Annotated in this window: 20 protein-coding genes and 1 pseudogene; 12 read left to right on the forward strand and 9 right to left on the reverse strand. The window is 62.1% G+C overall.

Features of this window, described 5'->3' with window-relative positions; all coding sequences use genetic code 11:
• The first annotated feature begins 192 nt into the window (after positions 1–192).
• From mutM to GHK62_RS30075, 9 genes are all read left to right on the forward strand, one after another.
• Positions 193–1,083: a bifunctional DNA-formamidopyrimidine glycosylase/DNA-(apurinic or apyrimidinic site) lyase gene (gene mutM, locus GHK62_RS30035; RefSeq protein ID WP_153442582.1), complete on the forward strand. Its 891-nt coding sequence runs from the start codon at positions 193–195 to the stop codon at positions 1,081–1,083.
• Between the two features lie 39 nt (positions 1,084–1,122).
• Positions 1,123–1,896: an enoyl-CoA hydratase gene (locus GHK62_RS30040; protein ID WP_153442583.1), complete on the forward strand. Its 774-nt coding sequence runs from the start codon at positions 1,123–1,125 to the stop codon at positions 1,894–1,896.
• Between the two features lie 194 nt (positions 1,897–2,090).
• Positions 2,091–2,357 (forward strand): 30S ribosomal protein S20, encoded by a 267-nt coding sequence (gene rpsT / locus GHK62_RS30045; RefSeq protein WP_136506717.1) that lies wholly within the window; start codon positions 2,091–2,093, stop codon positions 2,355–2,357.
• Positions 2,358–3,370: 1,013 nt separating this feature from the next.
• Positions 3,371–4,816 (forward strand): chromosomal replication initiator protein DnaA, encoded by a 1,446-nt coding sequence (dnaA, locus tag GHK62_RS30050; protein ID WP_234887101.1) that lies wholly within the window; start codon positions 3,371–3,373, stop codon positions 4,814–4,816.
• Between the two features lie 207 nt (positions 4,817–5,023).
• On the forward strand, positions 5,024–5,398 hold the full coding sequence (locus GHK62_RS30055) for a YciI family protein (protein ID WP_153442584.1): 375 nt from the start codon (positions 5,024–5,026) through the stop codon (positions 5,396–5,398).
• The gene (locus GHK62_RS30060; RefSeq protein WP_153442585.1) at positions 5,395–6,660 is read left to right on the forward strand and encodes an RNA polymerase sigma factor; all 1,266 of its coding nucleotides are present in this window, start codon (positions 5,395–5,397) and stop codon (positions 6,658–6,660) included. The genes GHK62_RS30055 and GHK62_RS30060 overlap by 4 nt, the downstream gene beginning before the upstream one ends.
• 74 nt (positions 6,661–6,734) lie before the next feature.
• Positions 6,735–7,217, forward strand: coding sequence for an SRPBCC family protein (locus tag GHK62_RS30065; protein ID WP_153442586.1), 483 nt, complete (start codon positions 6,735–6,737; stop codon positions 7,215–7,217).
• A 65-nt stretch (positions 7,218–7,282) separates the two neighbouring features.
• A complete protein-coding gene (locus tag GHK62_RS30070; protein WP_153442587.1) occupies positions 7,283–8,146 on the forward strand; it encodes a nuclear transport factor 2 family protein in 864 nt (287 codons plus the stop codon).
• Between the two features lie 168 nt (positions 8,147–8,314).
• Positions 8,315–8,929, forward strand: coding sequence for a glutathione S-transferase (locus GHK62_RS30075; protein WP_153442588.1), 615 nt, complete (start codon positions 8,315–8,317; stop codon positions 8,927–8,929).
• A 24-nt stretch (positions 8,930–8,953) separates the two neighbouring features.
• On the opposite strand, the gene hemW is transcribed toward GHK62_RS30075, so the two are convergent.
• Genes hemW through rph form a run of 4 tightly spaced genes read right to left on the reverse strand, consistent with a single transcriptional unit; the run spans position 8,954 to position 11,984 of the window.
• Complete coding sequence (gene hemW, locus GHK62_RS30080; RefSeq protein WP_167528398.1) at positions 8,954–10,135, reverse strand: radical SAM family heme chaperone HemW; 1,182 nt, start codon at positions 10,133–10,135, stop codon at positions 8,954–8,956.
• A 12-nt stretch (positions 10,136–10,147) separates the two neighbouring features.
• Complete coding sequence (gene rdgB, locus GHK62_RS30085; protein WP_153442589.1) at positions 10,148–10,792, reverse strand: RdgB/HAM1 family non-canonical purine NTP pyrophosphatase; 645 nt, start codon at positions 10,790–10,792, stop codon at positions 10,148–10,150.
• A 36-nt stretch (positions 10,793–10,828) separates the two neighbouring features.
• Positions 10,829–11,248: a VOC family protein gene (locus GHK62_RS30090; RefSeq protein ID WP_153442590.1), complete on the reverse strand. Its 420-nt coding sequence runs from the start codon at positions 11,246–11,248 to the stop codon at positions 10,829–10,831.
• A 16-nt stretch (positions 11,249–11,264) separates the two neighbouring features.
• Positions 11,265–11,984 carry a ribonuclease PH gene (rph, locus tag GHK62_RS30095; protein WP_153442591.1) on the reverse strand — a complete coding sequence of 240 codons (720 nt, stop codon included), beginning with the start codon at positions 11,982–11,984 and terminating at the stop codon, positions 11,265–11,267.
• Positions 11,985–12,141: 157 nt separating this feature from the next.
• Between rph and hrcA the strand changes: the two genes are divergently transcribed.
• Positions 12,142–13,221, forward strand: coding sequence for a heat-inducible transcriptional repressor HrcA (hrcA, locus tag GHK62_RS30100; RefSeq protein WP_153442592.1), 1,080 nt, complete (start codon positions 12,142–12,144; stop codon positions 13,219–13,221).
• 154 nt (positions 13,222–13,375) lie between these two features.
• Entirely contained in the window at positions 13,376–13,999 is a 624-nt protein-coding gene (gene grpE / locus GHK62_RS30105; protein ID WP_153442593.1) for a nucleotide exchange factor GrpE, read from the forward strand.
• Between the two features lie 77 nt (positions 14,000–14,076).
• On the opposite strand, the gene GHK62_RS30110 is transcribed toward grpE, so the two are convergent.
• Together GHK62_RS30110 and GHK62_RS30115 are read right to left on the reverse strand one after the other, a co-directional pair.
• Positions 14,077–15,312 (reverse strand): D-arabinono-1,4-lactone oxidase, encoded by a 1,236-nt coding sequence (locus tag GHK62_RS30110; protein WP_153442594.1) that lies wholly within the window; start codon positions 15,310–15,312, stop codon positions 14,077–14,079.
• Between the two features lie 16 nt (positions 15,313–15,328).
• Positions 15,329–16,096, reverse strand: a complete 768-nt coding sequence (locus GHK62_RS30115; protein ID WP_153442595.1) for an SDR family NAD(P)-dependent oxidoreductase — start codon at positions 16,094–16,096, stop codon at positions 15,329–15,331.
• A 136-nt stretch (positions 16,097–16,232) separates the two neighbouring features.
• On the opposite strand from GHK62_RS30115, the gene GHK62_RS30120 reads away from it, so the two are divergent.
• Positions 16,233–17,042 (forward strand): response regulator transcription factor, encoded by an 810-nt coding sequence (locus tag GHK62_RS30120; RefSeq protein ID WP_153442596.1) that lies wholly within the window; start codon positions 16,233–16,235, stop codon positions 17,040–17,042.
• Between the two features lie 10 nt (positions 17,043–17,052).
• On the opposite strand, the gene ptsN is transcribed toward GHK62_RS30120, so the two are convergent.
• The 3 genes and pseudogenes from ptsN to GHK62_RS34020 form a co-directional block, all read right to left on the reverse strand.
• Positions 17,053–17,517: a PTS IIA-like nitrogen regulatory protein PtsN gene (gene ptsN, locus GHK62_RS30125; RefSeq protein WP_153442597.1), complete on the reverse strand. Its 465-nt coding sequence runs from the start codon at positions 17,515–17,517 to the stop codon at positions 17,053–17,055.
• A gap of 175 nt (positions 17,518–17,692) precedes the next feature.
• Positions 17,693–18,265 (reverse strand): ribosome hibernation-promoting factor, HPF/YfiA family, encoded by a 573-nt coding sequence (hpf, locus tag GHK62_RS30130; RefSeq protein WP_153442614.1) that lies wholly within the window; start codon positions 18,263–18,265, stop codon positions 17,693–17,695.
• A 232-nt stretch (positions 18,266–18,497) separates the two neighbouring features.
• Positions 18,498–18,698, reverse strand: a pseudogene (locus GHK62_RS34020) (hypothetical protein); the annotation flags it as partial.

The raw sequence follows: 18,698 nt of genomic DNA on the forward strand, positions 1-18,698 counted from the left end.
GGCACCATAGCGAAATCGCCCCATCCGCGCTATCTCAGCGGTGAGGATGGCTGCGGCCTACAGCCTCGTGCGTCTTTCGGACGCACGAGGTCGCTGTAACACTTTCAAATCGCTGCATCCCTATAGGACATCAATGCCGTGAAGGGAATGCCGCGCACGACCGGTGCGCGAGCGCAACAGGGAAGACGAACAATGCCGGAATTGCCCGAGGTCGAGACGGTGAAGCGGGGGCTGGCGCCGACCATGGAGGGGGCGCTTCTCGTGCGGGCCGAGTTGCGCAGGCCGGACCTGCGCTTTCCCTTTCCCGACAATTTTTCAGCTTCGGTCTCCGGGCGCCGCATCGTTTCCCTGTCGCGCCGCGCCAAATATCTGATGATCGATCTCGAAGGCGGCGATGTCATCATCGCGCATCTCGGCATGTCCGGTTCTTTCCGGATCGAGGCCGGCGACGATCCGGCGACACCGGGCGCGTTCCATCATCCCCGCGGCAAGGACGTGAAGCACGACCATGTGATTTTCCATCTCAACGGCCGATCCGGCCCCGCGCGCGTGATCTACAACGACCCGCGCCGCTTCGGCTTCATGGATCTCGCCCGGCGCGACGGGATCGCCGATCACGTGTTCTTCCGCGACCTCGGCCAGGAGCCGACAGGCAACGCGCTTGATGCCGCCTACCTCGCCCAGCGCTTTGCCGGCAAGGCGCAGCCGCTCAAGGCAGCGCTGCTGGACCAGAAGATCGTTGCCGGCCTTGGCAATATCTACGTTTGCGAAGCGCTGTGGCGGTCGGACCTGTCGCCCTCCCGCCCCGCCGGCTCGCTGGTGGACAAGCGCGGGCGCGCGAAGCAAGGCCTGGTGACGTTGACACAGGCGATCCACGAGGTGATTGCCGACGCCATCGCCGCCGGCGGCTCGTCCTTGAAGGACCACATCCAGGCGGACGGCTCGCTCGGCTACTTCCAGCATTCCTTTTCGGTCTACGATCGTGAAGGCGAGGCTTGCCGCAAGCCGGGCTGTGGCGGTACCGTCGCCCGCATCGTTCATGCCGGGCGTTCGACCTTCTACTGCCCGCGCTGCCAGAAATAGGGCGCTCGATCGGGCGCCTCCGAACGGAGGAGATCAAGAATGAGTTACGAGACGTTGCTGGTCGAAACGCGCGGACGCGTGGGCGTGATCACGCTCAACCGCCCGCAGGCCCTGAACGCGCTGAATTCGACCGTGATGCGGGAGCTCGATGCTGCGTTCAAGGTCTTGGACGCCGACAAGGACATCGGCGCGATCGTGTTGACCGGTTCGGAGCGTGCATTCGCGGCCGGTGCCGATATCAAGGAGATGCAGGCGCTCGATTTCGTCGATTCCTATCTTGGCGATTTTCTCGGCGGCTGGGAGCGGGTGGCCGGCGCCCGCAAGCCGCTGATTGCCGCCGTTTCCGGCTTTGCACTCGGCGGCGGCTGCGAGCTCGCGATGATGTGCGACATCATCATTGCGTCGGAGACGGCGAAGTTCGGCCAGCCGGAGATTACCCTCGGCGTCATTCCGGGCATGGGCGGCTCGCAGCGCCTCACGCGCGCCGTCGGCAAGGCGAAGGCCATGGATCTGGTGCTCACGGGCCGGATGATGGATGCGGCGGAAGCCGAGCGGTCGGGACTCGTTTCGCGTGTGGTGGCACCTGAAAAACTGATGGAGGAAGCGCTCGCTGCCGCAGAAAAGATCGCCGCCTTCTCGCTGCCGGCGGTGATGATGGCCAAGGAGGCGGTCAACCGCTCGCTGGAGGTTACCCTGGCCGAAGGCCTGCGCTTCGAGCGGCGGCTTTTCCAGTCGCTCTTTGCGACCGAGGATCAGAAGGAGGGGATGGCCGCCTTCGTCGGAAAGCGCAAAGCCGAATTCAAGCATAAGTGACGCGCGCAAACCGCGCAGTTTTCTCAATTTTGCGCGTTGACGAGAGGGCGGTTTCCAGCTATACGCCGCCCTCAGTTTGGAACGCCGCTTTCTGAGGCTTTCCGATAATGCTCCCGAATTGCTTTGGATGACAGGTCGCAGTGACCCGGCACGGCGAAGGCGGAGTTCATGTCAGTTTTCGAAGAGAGGCATCAATGGCCAATACAACTTCGGCGAAAAAGGCGACCCGCAAGATCGCACGCCGCACCGCAGTGAACAAGGCCCGTCGTTCGCGCGTCCGCAACTTCATCCGCAAGGTGGAAGAAGCCATCGCCTCCGGCGATCAGGCAGTCGCCGCTGCCGCCCTCAAGGCAGCGCAGCCGGAACTGATGCGCGCCGCCACCAAAGGTGTGCTGCATGCCAACACGGCATCGCGCAAGGTTTCCCGCCTTGCACAGCGCGTGAAAGCCCTTTCGGCCTAATCCGGCTAAATAAAAATCTGTTGAAGAAACGCCCGGCCCTTGCGCCGGGCTTTTCGGATTCATACTTCTGTCACGGCAATCGGCAAATCGCCAGTTTTGGCGTATGTCACTGCGATGACAAAATTTTTGATGCAATTTCAATGGCTTACGCGAGGTCTTTGCGCGAGTGTCGTCGAAGATCGGGGACAAGCGGGGTCCGAAGCGAGTCAAGCGAATTTTTATTTTTTTTCTTTTTCGCCAGCTAAGCAAGCGCGCGCAAATCAAAACCCTTGATTCAACAGCGATTCTTGATGGACTCAGAATGCGGCAAGCAAAAGGCGGCGAGAGAGTCAACCGGCGGCGTTTAACGGTCGGTAAAATTCGCGATTGATCTTGCCCAACGATCCTGCCTAAATGCCTCGCACAGGGGACACGGATCATATCTGTAAAGGGAAGAACAGGGCCATTTCGATAGAGGTGGCTTCGAGCTTTCTGTTCTCTGTGGCGGGGTCATTCCACGTCGTTCAATCATACAAGTCGAGATAAAAAAACCGGACCGACGTTTCGTTCCGGAACGAGGATCTTTCGTCTTTTGGTTGAGTGGGTGGCCGGGCAATGGGAGGACGCCGGAAGGCGTTCCAGGAAAGAAGGAGACAGGTGGGCTGCCCGCTTCGTACGAGGGTGCGGCGCAGCCGGCGAGGAATGCGACTCTGACGCGGCTTGAAAACAGCCGGGTGGAGTCGGTAAAGGCGAGGCGCGAGGGGACATTCGCTCACGAAAGCGAGCGGATGAGCGCAGCGCGCACCGGAACGGGATATGAGGAGCCCGGCTTTCGGTGCGACAGGGCGTCCGTCGGGCGCGGCATGGCTTTGAAGGTGGCCGTGCCAGGCGGGCATAAGAGATGAGGCCGGCAGCAATGACGGCATCGGAGCATGAATTTGGAAGGCGGCAACATGCAGATGAATTTGGCGACGGCACCTGACGCGCGTCAGGCCGGAAGCAATCAGTCTCAGGCGGCGGGGGAAAAACAGGACATGCGGCATGACGCACTTTTTGAGCGCGTAAGTCAGCGTTTGAAAGCTCAAGTCGGTCCGGATGTCTTCGCAAGCTGGTTTGGACGTCTCAAGCTCCATTCGATTTCCAAGAGCGTTGTACGCCTTTCGGTGCCCACGACGTTTCTGAAGTCCTGGATCAACAACCGATATCTCGATCTCATCACCAGCCTGTTCCAGCAGGAAGACGGCGAAATTCTGAAAGTGGAAATCCTCGTCCGCACCGCCACGCGCGGTGCCCGCCCGGGTTCCCACGAAGAAGCGATGCCGGCTGCGGCAGAAACGGCTCCGGCGGCCCCGGCACGTCGTCCGGCAGCGGCCCAGCCGATTGCCTCGGTCGCCGCGGCGGCGGTGGCGGCGGTCCAGAAACCGGCCCAGGCGCCGCTTTTCGGCTCGCCGCTCGATCAGCGCTACAATTTCGACAGTTTCGTCGAAGGCTCGTCGAACCGGGTGGCGCTCGCCGCCGCACGCACCATCGCCGAGGCTGGTGCCGGCGCGGTGCGCTTCAATCCGCTCTTCATTCATTCGAGTGTCGGACTCGGCAAGACGCATCTCCTGCAGGCGATTGCGATTGCCGCTCTGCAGAGCGCGCGGGCGCCACGCGTCGTCTATCTGACGGCGGAATATTTCATGTGGCGCTTCGCGACGGCGATCCGCGACAATGATGCTCTGTCTCTCAAGGAATCGCTGCGCAATATCGATCTTCTGGTGATCGATGACATGCAGTTCCTGCAGGGCAAGTCGATCCAGCACGAGTTCTGCCATCTTCTGAACATGCTGCTCGATTCGGCCAAGCAGGTCGTGGTCGCTGCCGACCGCGCACCGTGGGAGCTGGAATCGCTCGACAGTCGCGTTCGCTCGCGGCTTCAGGGCGGTGTTGCGATCGAGATGGAAGGTCCGGATTACGAAATGCGTCTGGAGATGCTGAAGCGGCGGCTCGAGGCCGCTCGCCAGGATGACGCATCGCTCGATATTCCGACCGATATCCTGTGCCATGTGGCGCGCAACGTCACGGCCAGCGGCCGCGAACTGGAGGGGGCTTTCAACCAGCTGCTCTTCCGCCGCTCCTTCGAGCCTCAGCTCTCGATCGAGCGCGTCGACGAACTGCTCGGCCATCTGGTCAACGCCGGCGAGCCACGGCGAGTGCGCATCGAAGACATCCAGCGCGTCGTCGCCAAGCACTACAACGTTTCGCGCCAGGAACTGGTGTCGAACCGCCGCACCCGCGTCATCGTCAAGCCGCGCCAGATCGCCATGTATCTGTCGAAGACCCTGACGCCCCGCTCTTTCCCGGAAATCGGCCGGCGCTTTGGCGGTCGCGATCACACGACCGTCTTGCATGCGGTGCGCAAGATCGAGGAGATGATCGCCGCTGACACGAAGCTCAGCCATGAGATCGAACTCTTGAAGCGGCTGATCAACGAATAAGCATTCTGTAGGCTGACGCTTACGAACTGGCCCGGCTCCGCCGGGCCTTTTTGTTGCGCGCTTGCTGCAGAGCGGGATGCGCGCGCAAGACCATGCGCGCTTTCCTCACTCGCCGGCGGGCCAATTCCGCAATCGATACATTTTTTTCGCCTCGCTTGTCGGCTATCACTAGCTCCATTCGTCTTCAGACCAGCCGAGGAGATTTCAATGCTTTATGCGGTGCTTTGCTACAACGATGAAAGTGTCACGAGCGCCTGGAGCAAGGAGGAGGACGACAAGGTCATGCGCGACCTTACCGCCGTCCAGCGCAAGTATGTCGAAGCCGGCAAGCTTGGACCGGTTGCGCGCCTCCTGCCGACGACGGCCGCTACCACGCTGCGCCACGCCGCCGGCGAGACAATTGTCATCGACGGCCCTTTCGCCGAAACCAAGGAGCAGCTGCTCGGCTTTTATCTGATCGATTGCGGATCGCTCGACGAGGCCCTCGATTTCGCCCGCGAGCTCAGTGCCGCCAATCCAAGCGCGGGCTCTTACGAGATCCGCCCGCTTTCTCTCTTTAAGCCCGGTGAGCTTCCCTCATGACAGACACTGCCTGGATCGACCTCGCTCTGGTATCTGCCCGGCCGCAGGCGATGGGCGCGCTTCTGCGCTATTTTCGCAATCTCGACATGGCCGAGGAGGCCTTCCAGGAGGCCTGCATCCGGGCATTGAAGGCCTGGCCGAAGAGTGGCCCGCCGCGGGATCCCGCCGCCTGGCTGATCTTCGTCGGCCGCAACAGCGGCATCGACAAGGTGCGGCGCCAGGCGCGCGAGACGGTGCTGCCGCCGGAGGAACTGCTGTCGGACCTCGAAGACCGGGAGAGCGAGCTCGCTGACCGCCTCGACGGCTCGCATTACCGCGACGACATCCTTCGTCTGCTCTTCGTCTGCAGCAATCCGGCCCTGCCGACGACCCAGCAGATCGCATTGGCGCTCCGGGTTGTCTCCGGCCTTTCCGTCAGGCAGATCGCGCGCGCCTTCTTGGTCAGCGAGGCGGCGATGGAGCAGCGCATTACCCGCGCCAAGGCGCGCGTCGCGGCGGCCGGCATTCCCTTCGAGACGCCCGATGCCGCCGATCGCGCCGAGCGGCTCGCGGCGGTCGCGACGATGATCTACCTCGTCTTCAACGAGGGCTATTCGGCGATGAATGGCCCGCAGGGCGTGTCGGCGGATCTATGCGACGAAGCGATCCGGCTCGCCCGGCTGCTCCTCAGGCTGTTTCCGGCCGAACCGGAAATCATGGGCCTGACGGCGCTGCTCCTGCTTCAGCATTCGCGTGCCAGGGCGCGCTTCGATGCCCACGGCGCCATCGTCCTGCTCGAAGATCAGGACCGGCGGCTGTGGAACAGGGGGATGATCACCGAGGCGCTCGCGATGATCGACAAGGCCATGCGGCACGGGCGCCCCGGCCCCTACCAGGTTCAAGCGGCGATTGCCGCGCTTCATGCGCGCGCCGAGCGTCCCGAACTGACGGACTGGGAGGAGATTGATCTGCTCTATCAGACGCTCGAACGTCTGCAACCGTCGCCCGTCGTCACCCTCAACCGCGCCGTCGCAGTGTCGAAGCGCAAGGGGGCGGAAGCGGCACTGGCACTGGTCGATCCGCTTCGCGAAAGGCTGTCCGGCTATTTTTACTATCACGGTCTGCGCGGGGCCCTGCTTAAGCAGATGGGCCGCGTCTGCGAGGCGCGCGTTGCATTCGACCGCGCCATTGCGCTTGCGACCAATGCGGCGGAGGCCGCCTATATCCGCATGCAGCTCGATCATCTTGCGGCGGAAACGGACCTTGCCGAGGAAAAACAATAAAAATTCGGCTGTCACTGTCGGACTCTGATTTTCCGCGTCGTCCTTAGACCGAAACCACCACGGAGGAATTGGAAATGACTGCAGCGACCGACATCAAGCCCGCCGACGAGCGCGAACTGGTGCTCACCCGCCTTATCGATGCGCCACGCGAAAAGGTTTATCGCGCCTTCACGGATGCCGAACTCTTGAAGCAATGGTTTGCACCCTTGCCGTGGACGATCACGGAAGCGGAGCTCGATGTCAGGTCAGGCGGTACCAACCGGTTCGTTATGCGCTCCCCGGAGGGCGAACTCTATCCCAATCAGGGCGTCTATCTGGAGGTTGTTCCGAACGAGAAGCTGGTGCTGACCGACGCATATACGGAAGCCTGGAAGCCTTCGGAGAAACCCTTCATGACGGCGATCCTGACCTTCGAGGATGAAGACGGCAAGACCCGCTACACGGCCCGCGCCCGCCACTGGAGCGCGGCGGACCGGGAGGCGCACGAAAAGATGGGCTTTCACGAGGGCTGGGGTCAATGCGCCGACCAGCTCGCCGCGCTTGTCGCAAACCTCTGACGCGAACGGGCGGTGGCCGACAGCGCCTTGCGTCTTGCAGGCACAAAGATCGAAGGAGATGAACCATGTCCGACATCGGAACGAGAACTGCCGCCGCCGACGAGATCCGTGCGGTGATCGAGGATTGGGCAGGCGCCATGCGCGAGAAAGACGCGCGTCGCGTGCTTGCCCACGGTACGCAGGATTGCCTCGTCTATTCGCTGGCGCCACCTCTTAAGGAAACGGCAGCGGGCGCCGAGGGCCTTGAGCAGTGGTTCTCGACCTGGAAAGGGCCGCTCGGCTACCAGCTTCAGGAACTGGAAATTTCGGCAGGCGGCGACGTCGCCTTCGCGACGGCGCTCACCCATCTCTCAGGCGAGAAGCTGGACGGTGAAAAGGCAGCGCTCTGGTTTCGCCAGACGCTGGGTTTGAGGCGCACCGAGAACGGATGGAAGATCGCCCACCAGCACGAATCGGTGCCCTTCTACATGGACGGGAGCTTCAAGGCGGCGATCGATCTCGATCCGAAGTCAGAGGTCGATTGGCAGGCTCCATCGCGCCCACCGATGGCTGGCGTCATCGCCTATCTTAACGTCCAGGACGCGAATGCCACGGCGGAATTCTACGGCCGTGCCTTCGGCGCCAGGGAGGTGGACCGCAGATATGCCGAGGACGGCAAACGCCTCATCCACTGCCATCTGACGATCAATGGCGGCGCGCTGATGCTGAACGATCCGTTCCCTGAATTCGGCTATCCCTGGAAGCCGCAGGAAGGCGTCGTCCTGCATCTCGTCGTCGACGACGCGGATTTCTGGTGGAAGCGCGCCGTCGCCGCGGGGGCAGAGGTGACGATGCCTTTGGCGGTCGCCTTCTGGGGCGACTATTATGGCCAGCTCCGCGATCCCTTCGGCGTCCTTTGGGCAATTGTCGCGCCAGTCAAAAAGGATTGACGCAGCGGCCTGCCGATTCTGGCCAACGAGCAGGCAACGTGCGGGACAAGCATCATTCTTGGCCCGCACGAAACGAACTTGCAAAGTGCGCGCCGGAACAGAGCGCAATTTTCGCGGTTCATGCACTACCCTCGCGGGCAACTCTCCGATCCTGTCGAGCGAGCCAATATGATCCTTTACTACCAAACCCATTCGCCCTTTGCGCGCAAGGCACTCGTTTTCGCCCACGAAGCCGGGCTTGCGGGCCGGATCGAGGTCATTCACCACGAAACGAGCCCGACACGACGCAATGAGCGGGTTTATGCCGAAAACCCACTCGGAAAGGTTCCCGTGCTGCTTCGCGCAGGCGGACCAGCGATCTTCGATTCCGATGTGATATGTGCTTATCTCGACACTCTTCATGACGGCAGGAGGCTCATTCCAGAAAGTGGCGAGGTCCGCTGGAACGCCTTGGTTCTGCAGTCGGTCGCGCAAGGGCTGGCGCAAACCGCGATCAATCTCCGTTGGGAGACAGCCCGACGGCCGGAACAGCTGCGCTACGCGACACTTCGCGACGGTCTCGTCGAAAAAATCGAAGCTACCTATGACTGGCTGGAAACCGCGCTGGACCCGACGGTGCCGCTTCATGTCGGTCATATCGCGCTGGCGACGACCCTCTCCTGGATGGAGTTCCGCGACTTGCCGTCGTTTCGCGCTCGGCCGAAGCTAAGTCGATGGATCAACGAATTCGAGCAAAGGCCTTCGATGCTGGCGACGCCGCTCTTCGGCGAGACACATGATTGACCGCCCTCGCATCCCGGTTTCGTGTCAGCAGGCGAGGTCGGCGACCACCGCGTCGAGGATCAGCATGCCGGCCGGCGTGCAGCGCAGCCGCGAATTGCCGAGCCGTTCGATGAAACCGTGTTCGATCAGGAACTGTTCACGATCCGGATCGGGATCGCGGCCGGAAAGGCTCTGCCAGCGAGCGAGATCCACACCTTCCCTGAGCCGAAGGCCCATCAACAGGAGTTCGTCGGCCTGGGCTTCAAGGTCCAGCAGTTCGCGCTCGATCATGCCATGGCCGTGCTCTTCGACGAGGCGGAGCCATTCTTCGGGCTTTCGTTCCGTCGCTGTCGCCACCTTGGCGCCGCCGATCGTCAGCCGTCCATGGGCGCCGGGGCCGATACCCGCATAGTCGCCATAACGCCAATAGGTGAGATTGTGCCGGCTTTCCGCCCCCGGCCGTGCGTGATTGGACACTTCATAGGCCGGCATGCCGATTGCCGCGGTAATCTCCTGCGTCGCCTCATAGAGCACGGCCGACTGCTCGCCGTCCGGAACGACGAGCTTCCCGGCCTTGTGTAGTCCGTAGAAGGGCGTGCCTTCCTCGATCGTCAATTGATAGAGCGAGAGATGGTCGACCGCATAGGAGACCGCCTCCTTCAGTTCGCGCTCCCACTCCTCGACGGTCTGGTTCGGGCGGGCATAGATCAGGTCGAAAGACATGCGCGGAAAAATTTCCCGCGCCAACCGGACCGCCTTCAGCGCGTCCTCGACATTGTGGAGACGCCCCAGGAATCTCAGGTCGCGATCATTGAGCGCCTGTACGCCGAGCGAGACGCGGTTGACGCCGGCGGCACGATAGCCGTGGAAGCGCGTTGCCTCGACGCTCGATGGATTGGCCTCCATCGTGATCTCGATGCCATCCGGCACGTGCCAATGGCTAGCAATCCCGTTCAGGATTGCATCGACGGTCGCCGGATCCATCAGCGACGGCGTGCCGCCGCCCATGAAGATGCTGGTGACCGTTCGCGGACCCGAGAGTTCGCGGGCCTCAGCCATTTCCCGCAGAAAGGCCGCGACGAAGCGCGGCTGGTCTACCGGCTGATGGCGCACATGGCTGTTGAAGTCGCAATAGGGGCACTTTGCCGCGCAAAATGGCCAGTGCACATAGACCCCGAAGCCGGGATCCATGCCGTCACCGATCGCCGAGAGCGGGGTCACATGCATTGCATTCGTCTTTCAGGCGCCGAGGCAGGTTTCGGCGAACAGCTTGAAGGCGCGGGCGCGGTGCGAAAGGGCGCTCGCGTCGCCAGGCTTCCAGCCATGCTTCTCTTCCGCGGTCATCTCGCCAAAGGTGGTGTCGTAGCCCGTCGGTTGAAAGACCGGGTCATAGCCGAATCCGCTCGTTCCGCGCGGCGGCCAGACGACCTGACCTTCGACCTCGCCGCGAAAGAGCTCGACATGACCGTCCGGCCAGGCAAGGCAAAGCACGGAGACGAAGCGCGCGGTCCGACTCTCGGGCGTCACCGCGCCTTTCTCCTTGAGCGCCTTTTCGACCTTTTCCATCGCCATGCCGAAGTCGCGGCTGCCGTCTTCGCGCTCGGCCCAATTGGCGGTGTAGACGCCCGGCGCGCCATCGAGGGCATCGATTGCGAGGCCGGAATCGTCCGAAAGCGCCGGCAGGCCGGAGGCCCTTGCCGAGGCAAGCGCCTTGATCGTCGCGTTTTCCTCAAACGTCGTGCCGGTCTCCTCCGGCTCGATGAAGTTGAGATCGGCGGCCGATTTCGCCTCGAAGCCGAGCGGACCGATCAGGTCGCGGATTTCGCGGATCTTGCCGGCATTGTGGCTCGCGACGACGAGCGTCTTGTCATCCAGTTTGCGCATTCTTTTTCTGTTCCATCAAGGCGGCTGCAGCCGCATTCAATCAATCGCCCAGAGGCCCGGCTCCGCGCATTCCAGGCTGTTGCCGGCCGGGTCGCGGAAGTAGAAGGAGCGGGCGCCGTTGGGCCAGCGGATGTCCGCTTCGATTGGAATACCGGCGGCTTCGAGTTTTTCCTTCCATGCGTCGAGCGCCTGCGCGGCGACCCGGAAGCACATGTGCCCCTTGCCCGTCGTCCCGTGGGGCGGCACGGGGAGCGCCGCCCCGGCCGGTGGCGGCTTGATTGTTTCGGCGGGATTGAAGATCAGGAGTATGCCTGCGCCGCAGCGGAAGAACACGTGCCGATTGCCGGCACGGGTGATCCGCTGCAAGCCGAGCAGCGTACCGTAAAAGGCCTCGGCGCGATCGAGATCCTCCGCATAGAGCGCAGTTTCGAGAATGCCTTCCAGCGCCGGGGTCAAATCTCGTCCTTTCCGATCAGCCAGCGATTGCCTGCTTCTGCAGCGCAATGAGTTCGGCGATGCCGTTCTTGGCGAGCGACATCAGGCTTGCGAATTCCTCTTCGCTGAAGGGTTTGCCCTCGGCCGTTCCCTGGATCTCGACGAGGCCGCCGCTGCCGGTCATGACGAAATTGGCATCCGTCTCGGCGGCGGAATCTTCGAGATAGTCGAGGTCGATCACCGCCTGGTTGGCGAAGATACCGCAGGAAATGGCAGCGACGTGGTCCTTGAGCACGCGTTCGACCTTGACCATGTTGCGCGCCTCCATCCACTTCAGACAGTCATGGAGCGCGATCCAGGCGCCGGTAATCGAGGCTGTGCGCGTGCCGCCGTCTGCCTGGATGACGTCGCAATCGATCGAGATCTGACGTTCGCCGAGTGCCGGCAGATCGACGACGGCGCGGAGCGACCGTCCGATCAGCCGCTGGATCTCCTGCGTGCGGCCGCTCTGCTTTCCGCTCGCCGCCTCACGCTTCATCCGCTCGCCGGTCGCACGCGGCAGCATGCCGTATTCGGCCGTGACCCACCCCTTGCCGCCATTGCGCAGCCAGGCGGGGACCTTTTCCTCTAGGCTCGCCGTGCACAGCACATGCGTGTCGCCGAAACGCACGAGGCAGGAACCTTCCGCATGCTTGGAAAAATTGCGCTCGAAGGAAACCTTGCGCATTTGGTCGGTTTTTCTGCCGGATGGCCGCATCGTCAACTCCTGTTTTCTCTGCTGAGCCTTCTAGAGCATGGCGGACGCAAAGGGAACCGGCAGATATCGGCCGGGGGGATTGATTTTTCCCTTTTGCCATAACCGGCGCGGCCCACTATATTTCAGCTTGATAGGAATGACTGCTGCACGGAGTGATATGGTACTGCGCAATTCCGGAGCGAGAGAGATCGCGGCGGCGCTGGATGAGCGTTCCGGTGAAATCTTTCGCCGCATTGTGGAGACCTACCTGGAGAGCGGTGAGCCGCTCGGGTCGCGCAATCTGTCGCGGCTGCTGCCAATGTCGCTTTCACCGGCTTCCGTGCGCAATGTGATGAGCGACCTCGAGCATCTTGGCCTCATCTACTCGCCCCATGTCAGCGCCGGCCGCCTCCCGACCCAGACGGGTCTGCGCTTCTTCGTCGACGCTTTCATGCAGGTCGGAAACCTTTCGGCGGAGGAGCGCGCTTCGATCGAACGGCAGGTTCGCCGGGGCGATCGGGACCAGCCGGTGGAAAGTCTGCTCGCCGAGGCGAGCCAGATGCTTTCGGGCATGTCGCGCGGTGCGGGTCTCGTGATCACAACCAAGAGCGATCCGGTGCTGAAGCACGTCGAGTTCATCCGGCTGGCGCCGACCAAGGCGTTGGCGGTCCTCGTGGGCGAACACGATCAGGTCGAAAACCGCATCATCGAGCTGCCGGCGGGCGTCACGAGCGCGCAACTGACCGAGGCCGCCAATTTCCTGAATGCCCATCTTGGCGGGCAAACCATCGCCGAGGTGCGCGCGCAACTGCAAAAGCTGAAAGCCACCGTCCGCGGCGAGCTCGATATCCTGTCGCAGGACCTCGTCGAGCGGGGCTTGGCGATCTGGTCCGGCAGCGAAGGCGACGAAAAGCCGACGCGCCTTATCGTCCGTGGCCGCGCCAACCTGCTCGAGGGACTGGAAGGGGCCGAGGACATCGACCGCCTTCGCATGCTTTTCGACGACCTCGAAAAGAAGGACAGCCTGATCGAGCTTCTCGACCTCGCCGAGAGCGGCCCCGGCGTGCGCATCTTCATCGGATCGGAAAACAAGCTATTTTCGCTCTCCGGCTCGTCGCTGATCGTCGCGCCTTATCGTGACAGCGACGACCACATTGTCGGCGCGGTCGGCGTCATTGGCCCGACCCGACTCAATTATTCGCGGATCGTCCCTATGGTCGATTACACGGCGCAGTTGATGTCGCGCCTGTCGCGTTGAAGCGGCAATTCCGGCTTAGCGGCATTCCACCCTTGATTTTTCGACCCCAAACCTCGATATCGGCTTCAAATCCAGACAAGACCAAGGTCGAGCAAAGCGGCTTGCGCTTGCTTGGCGATGTCGAAGACAGAAAAGAGACATTCCGGAGAACGTCATGACCGACGACACGAACAAACACGGACCTGAGGCGACTGCGGCAGAAGAACCTGTGAACACCGCCACGCCGGAGGCGGAGGTGCAGGAAGTCGAGCCTGCTGCGGCCACGCCGGATCCGCTGGAGCTCGCCAAGGCGGAGAATGCGGAGCTGCGCGACAAATACCTGCGCCTGGCCGCCGAGATGGACAATCTGCGCCGTCGCACCGAGCGTGACGTCAAGGATGCCAAGTCGTACTCGGTCGCCGGCTTCGCGCGCGACATGCTGGCCGTGTCCGACAACCTGCGTCGCGCCCTCGAGGCGATCCCGCCCGAAGCGAAGGAAGCGGGTGAAGCGGGGCTCAATGCCCTGATCGAAGGCGTGGAAATGACCGAGCGCTCGATGCTCGCAGCGCTGGAGCGTCATGGTGTGAAGAAGCTCGATCCGACCGGTCAGAAGTTCGATCCGAACTTCCATCAGGCGATGTTCGAAGTGCCGAACGCCGAGGTTCCAAACAACACGGTCGTCCAGGTCATCCAGGCGGGCTATGTCATCGGCGAGCGCGTGTTGCGCCCGGCGATGGTCGGCGTTTCCAAGGGCGGCCCCAAGGCCGCCGCGACCGAAAACGGCACGCCGTCGGCCTGAGCCTGCCGGTAAGTTGAGGAAATTTGAAACGCCGCGCCTCCTTTGGAGGTGCGGCGTTTGTCGTTTGACCGATCCGCTCAGGCAAACAGCTGCCGGAGATGATCGTTGAGGAAGCGGCCTTCGGGATCGACCCGGGCGCGGAGCGCGCGGAAATCGCCGGCGCGCGGATAGAGCGCCGTCACGTCCTCGGCCCCAAGGAAGTGCAGCTTGCCCCAGTGCGGTCGCGAGCCGTACTGGCGCAGGATCGTGTCGACGTCCTTCAGGTATTCCCAGTAGTCGGTGCCGGGCTCGCCCGAGACCGACAGCGTGATCGAATCCTGCTCGTAGAACGGGCTGATCCAGCCGGAATCGCCTGCCGTGAAGCGATACTCGATCGGATAGATGCAGGTCGGATGCTTTTCGAGCATCAGCTTGCGCACCGCCCGGACGGCATCCTTGCCGTGCGCGACGGGGACCGCATATTCGAGTTCGTGGAAGTTGGGTACGTATTCGATCGGGTAGATTTCGGAGGAATAGGCGATCTTTTCGAAGGCCTGCTCCATCGGCGGCCGGTCGGTGATGTCGATCACCTTCATCTCGCAGACGTCGGACGTCTTGCTGGTGGTAGAAACCGCAGCCGTGTCCGGCAGGCAGTAGCAATGCCGGCTTTCGGGCACCGGGCACCAGAAGAAGCCGAAATGGCGGTGCTTGGCGGCAAGCTCGTCGTGCTGTTCCATGCACTCGTCGAAGTCGCAGCGCCAGAGCTTCTCATGCAGATTGTAGGCGTCCATCGTCTGAAGGGTGATTTCAGAGATCACTCCGAGCATGCCTACGGAAACACGTGCGGCTTCCAGGAGGTCCGGCGTCGTCTCGTCGACGACGAGAATGCTGCCGTCGGGCTGGACGAGGCGCATGCCGACGATCTGCGAGGCCATGTTTCCGAGCTTGGCGCCGGTGCCGTGCGTGCCTGTCGTCAGCGCACCGGCAAGGGCCTGGCTGTCGATATCTCCCTGGTTGATGAGTGAAAGCCCGCTCGATTTCAGGACCTTGCCGAGCTGATTGATCGTCGTCCCCGCCTTGACGGAGACCCGCTTGCGCGCCCGGTCGATGTTGACCACGCCCTGCATGCCGGAAAGCGTAAGCAGCAGCCCGCTTGTTGCGACGACCGGGGTGAACGAGTGGCCCGATCCGGCGCAGCGGACATTGAGTCCGAGCGCGGTTGCCTCCCGGACCATTTCGGCAAGCGCCGCTTCGCTCTCCGGTGCGCCCTTGTGGCGCACGATGCATGATTGGTTTCCGACCCAGTTGCGCCAGTGGCCGCCCGAATCCAGCATTCCTGTCTCCCCTCTTTCAGACTGCCGTGAAGCAATTGTCGACGAACAGATGCGTACCGTTGACGAAGCTCGCCTCGTCGCTTGCCAGGAACAGGGCGGCGTTCGCGACCTCCATCGGGTCGCACATCCGCCCCTGCTGGGCGGCGATCGCCGCCTCGGACACGTCGACGCCGTATTTGCTGAGGCCTACGATCTCACGCTTGCCGTGGTCGGTGGCGATGAAGCCGGGGCAGACGGCGTTGCAGCGGATACCCCGGTCGCGGAATTCGACGGCGATTGCACGGGCGAACATGTGGCAGGCGCCCTTGGTGGTGTCATAAAGCACCTCCATCGGCGTTGCGGCGACGGCGGAGATCGACGAGGTGCAGATGATGCTGCCGCCACCCGCCTTGAGCATGCCCGGGAGAACCGCTTTGGTCATCAGGAACATGCTCTTCACGTTCACGGCCATCAGCCGGTCCCACTCCGCTTCTTCCGTTTCGAGGAAAGGGCCGACCGCAAGTATGCCGGCATGGTTGAAGAGCACGGTGATCGGACCGAACGCGCTCTCGACGGCATTGACCGCGGCAGTGACCTCGGCGGACACGGAAACGTCGGCAGCGGCGAAGACGGCCTCGCCGCCCTCGGCCCGGATCGCTGCCGCCACCTCTTCGCCCTTGCTCTTCGGCAGGTCGACGATGCCGACCTTGGCGCCCTCGCGAGCAAAGAGCTGCGACGCCGCCAGCCCGCATCCGCCGGCGCCCCCGCTGATCAGCGCAATTTTTCCTGAAAGCCTGCCTGCCATCACGCTTCCCCTTTCCGCCCGCTTGAGCTTGGCGCTGTAGGCAGGCCATCATCGCATGTTTCAGCAATTATTGTTGACGACGCGGGGGCTGTCGATATCCCATGGGGGATACGGAGAAGGGGGGGGCGCTCAAGCGATGCTGGCACGGGAATCGACAGACATCTCCACGATGATCAGGTTTATCGGCACGCCGGATTTCGGCGTCGCGCTCGATGCCATGCTGCGCGCGATCGCGCCCTTCGACCTGTCGGTCGTCTTTGCCTTTCCCTATGATGCACGCCCGATCCTGCTCCACGACGGCTACACGCATGGCGTCTCGCCGCAAGCATTGAAGGCCTATCTTGGGGGCGCCTATCTGCTCGATCCGTTCTACGTTGCCTGCAACAATGGCCAGCCGGCAGGTCTGTGGCGGATGCGGGAGCTTGCGCCCGACCGGTTCTTCCAGTCGAACTTTTCGTCGTCGAGTGAGGTGCATCCCTGCGTGTCGATGGAGTCCGGATCATTGATCGAGGAGGTGGGCTTCGTCGTTCCGCTCGGCGAGGCGACGCAGGCGACCTATTCCCTGATGCGCTGCCGCGATGGTGCGCCCTTCAGTGACCAGGAACTGGAGCGGCTGAGGCTCTACGAGCCGATCGTGCGTGAGGCGATCCGGTCGAACTGGCGTCAAAGCGGCATGGCGGTAGCGGGCGCGGCGGGAAACGCGTCCGATGCCATGGAGCGAGCCTTCGACAGTCTGTGTGCGGACCGGCTTACCAGGCAACAGCGCACGATCGTCCGGCTGATCCTGCGCGGCCACAGCAATCTATCAATTGGAAAGACGATGAATATCGCCGAAGGCACGGTTCGGATCCACCGCAAGAACATCTATCGTCGCCTCGGCATTTCCGGCCAGGGCGCATTGTTCCGGATTTTCATCGATCATTTGAACCGCCGTCAGCTTTATTGACGGCGGCCGTTCATGCGGCGTGCGAAGTCGTGTCGTCGTTGAGCAGCGTGTAGATCGCGCTGGCGGAGTCGCTCGCCCTGATCTTCGCGACCATGTCGTGATCGCGAAGCACGCGAGCAATGCGCGAGAGCGCCTTCAGATGATCGGCACCGGCGCCTTCGGGCGCGAGCAGCAGGAATACGAGATCGACCGGCTGGTCGTCCAGCGCCTCAAAGTCGACGGGCGTGTCGAGCCGCGCGAAGATGCCGACAATCGAGGGAAGGTTGTTGAGCTTTCCGTGCGGGATGGCGATGCCGTTGCCGACCCCGGTGGAGCCGAGCCGTTCCCGCTGCAGAATGACGTCGAAGATTTCACGCTCCGGAAGTCCGGTGAGTTTGGATGCTTTTGCCGCCAATTCCTGAAGGAGTTGTTTTTTCGAGTTGGCCCTCATGGCCGGGATAATTGCATTTTGATGCAGCAAACCTGCCAATGCCATTCTTTTGTCCTCGTTCGCCGGTTAGAGCCCGACAACATCATCACAAATGTGTCTTGCTGGCTCTAACCATCTTTATATTGGCGGTTACCATGCACAGAAAAGTCGGGCTTTTTCCGGCTGTCCGCGTATATGAGCGGCGGGGAATGCGGGCTTCCCCGACATTCCCCTGTCCCACTCATGCCTTGATATTGGCGGCGTCAATCCAGCCAATATTTCCGTCGTTACGCCGATACACGATGTTCAGATCTTCCTTGCCGGGGCTGCGGAACATCAGCACCGGTTCGTCCGTCATATCGAGTGCCATGACGGCGCTCGCGACGGACATTGTCCTCAACTGTTTCGTGCTTTCGGCAACGATGGTTGGTGCATAATCCTCCGGGACTTCTTCGTCCTCGTAGGGCACCGAGTCCATCACCGTGTAGGCCACTTCGGCGGCATTCTGCCCGTTGCCGTTGTGGTGATCCTTGAGCTTACGCTTGTAGCGCCGGAGCCGCTTCTCGATCCGGTCCGAGGCCGCATCAAAGGCCGCCTGCGGCTCATTCGCCTGGCCATTCGCCTGCAATACCACGCCCGTGTCGAGATGAAGTTTGCAGTCGGCGCTGAAACGCGATCCAGACTTTTCCACAGTGACCTGGCTTGAATATCCTCCATCGAAATATTTGGTAACCGCTTGGTCGATCTGCTCCCCGATTCGGGCGCGGAACGAATCGCCGATTTCCATATGTTTGCCGGATACACGCACACTCATGGAGTTTCCTCTCTCGTTCGTGATTTGCGCGTCCAGTCTATTCCAAGCGCCTTCGTCATCCAAGCTTTTCACGCAAGGGCGGCGCGTCTGCACCGCGGTTCGGCCGCTCGGCAACCGCCGAAGTGGAGTAGGTCCTCGGCGATTGCGGCGCGCTCTTATCGCTTGTGTCGCAAGGAGTCAATTGCGGGTCGCAAAAAATCCGCATTCGCGGTCAAATGCACGGCGCTCGAGATCACGATGATTTTAGGTCGGATCGACCTAAAATCGTGAATGTGATCGATTCTAATAAGTTGAGACGCGGGATGCGGGCGGAAAACCGCACACACTTTTCCTCATCCCGCTCTACCAGCGCCGTGCGTCCTTTAGGACGCACAAAGGACGCTATAACTCTTTGATTCCACGCATCGTGCTTTCCGAAAATCGGGTCCGATTT

It is taken from the genome of Sinorhizobium terangae, from assembly GCF_009601505.1.
Classification (GTDB): domain Bacteria; phylum Pseudomonadota; class Alphaproteobacteria; order Rhizobiales; family Rhizobiaceae; genus Sinorhizobium; species Sinorhizobium terangae.

Excerpts from the sequence above, each read along its gene's own strand:
- grpE (WP_153442593.1), top strand. The coding sequence starts at position 13,376 with ATGACCGACGACACGAACAAACACGGACCTGAGGCGACTGCGGCAGAA.
- GHK62_RS30115 (WP_153442595.1), bottom strand. The coding sequence starts at position 16,096 with ATGGCAGGCAGGCTTTCAGGAAAAATTGCGCTGATCAGCGGGGGCGCC.
- hemW (WP_167528398.1), bottom strand. The coding sequence starts at position 10,135 with ATGCATGTGACCCCGCTCTCGGCGATCGGTGACGGCATGGATCCCGGC.
- ptsN (WP_153442597.1), bottom strand. The coding sequence starts at position 17,517 with ATGGCATTGGCAGGTTTGCTGCATCAAAATGCAATTATCCCGGCCATG.
- GHK62_RS30075 (WP_153442588.1), top strand. The coding sequence starts at position 8,315 with ATGATCCTTTACTACCAAACCCATTCGCCCTTTGCGCGCAAGGCACTC.
- GHK62_RS30060 (WP_153442585.1), top strand. The coding sequence starts at position 5,395 with ATGACAGACACTGCCTGGATCGACCTCGCTCTGGTATCTGCCCGGCCG.
- rpsT (WP_136506717.1), top strand. The coding sequence starts at position 2,091 with ATGGCCAATACAACTTCGGCGAAAAAGGCGACCCGCAAGATCGCACGC.
- GHK62_RS30040 (WP_153442583.1), top strand. The coding sequence starts at position 1,123 with ATGAGTTACGAGACGTTGCTGGTCGAAACGCGCGGACGCGTGGGCGTG.
- hrcA (WP_153442592.1), top strand. The coding sequence starts at position 12,142 with ATGGTACTGCGCAATTCCGGAGCGAGAGAGATCGCGGCGGCGCTGGAT.
- GHK62_RS30065 (WP_153442586.1), top strand. The coding sequence starts at position 6,735 with ATGACTGCAGCGACCGACATCAAGCCCGCCGACGAGCGCGAACTGGTG.
- GHK62_RS30070 (WP_153442587.1), top strand. The coding sequence starts at position 7,283 with ATGTCCGACATCGGAACGAGAACTGCCGCCGCCGACGAGATCCGTGCG.
- rdgB (WP_153442589.1), bottom strand. The coding sequence starts at position 10,792 with ATGCGCAAACTGGATGACAAGACGCTCGTCGTCGCGAGCCACAATGCC.
- rph (WP_153442591.1), bottom strand. The coding sequence starts at position 11,984 with ATGCGGCCATCCGGCAGAAAAACCGACCAAATGCGCAAGGTTTCCTTC.
- GHK62_RS30120 (WP_153442596.1), top strand. The coding sequence starts at position 16,233 with ATGCTGGCACGGGAATCGACAGACATCTCCACGATGATCAGGTTTATC.
- mutM (WP_153442582.1), top strand. The coding sequence starts at position 193 with ATGCCGGAATTGCCCGAGGTCGAGACGGTGAAGCGGGGGCTGGCGCCG.
- hpf (WP_153442614.1), bottom strand. The coding sequence starts at position 18,265 with ATGAGTGTGCGTGTATCCGGCAAACATATGGAAATCGGCGATTCGTTC.
- GHK62_RS30055 (WP_153442584.1), top strand. The coding sequence starts at position 5,024 with ATGCTTTATGCGGTGCTTTGCTACAACGATGAAAGTGTCACGAGCGCC.
- dnaA (WP_234887101.1), top strand. The coding sequence starts at position 3,371 with ATGCGGCATGACGCACTTTTTGAGCGCGTAAGTCAGCGTTTGAAAGCT.
- GHK62_RS30110 (WP_153442594.1), bottom strand. The coding sequence starts at position 15,312 with ATGCTGGATTCGGGCGGCCACTGGCGCAACTGGGTCGGAAACCAATCA.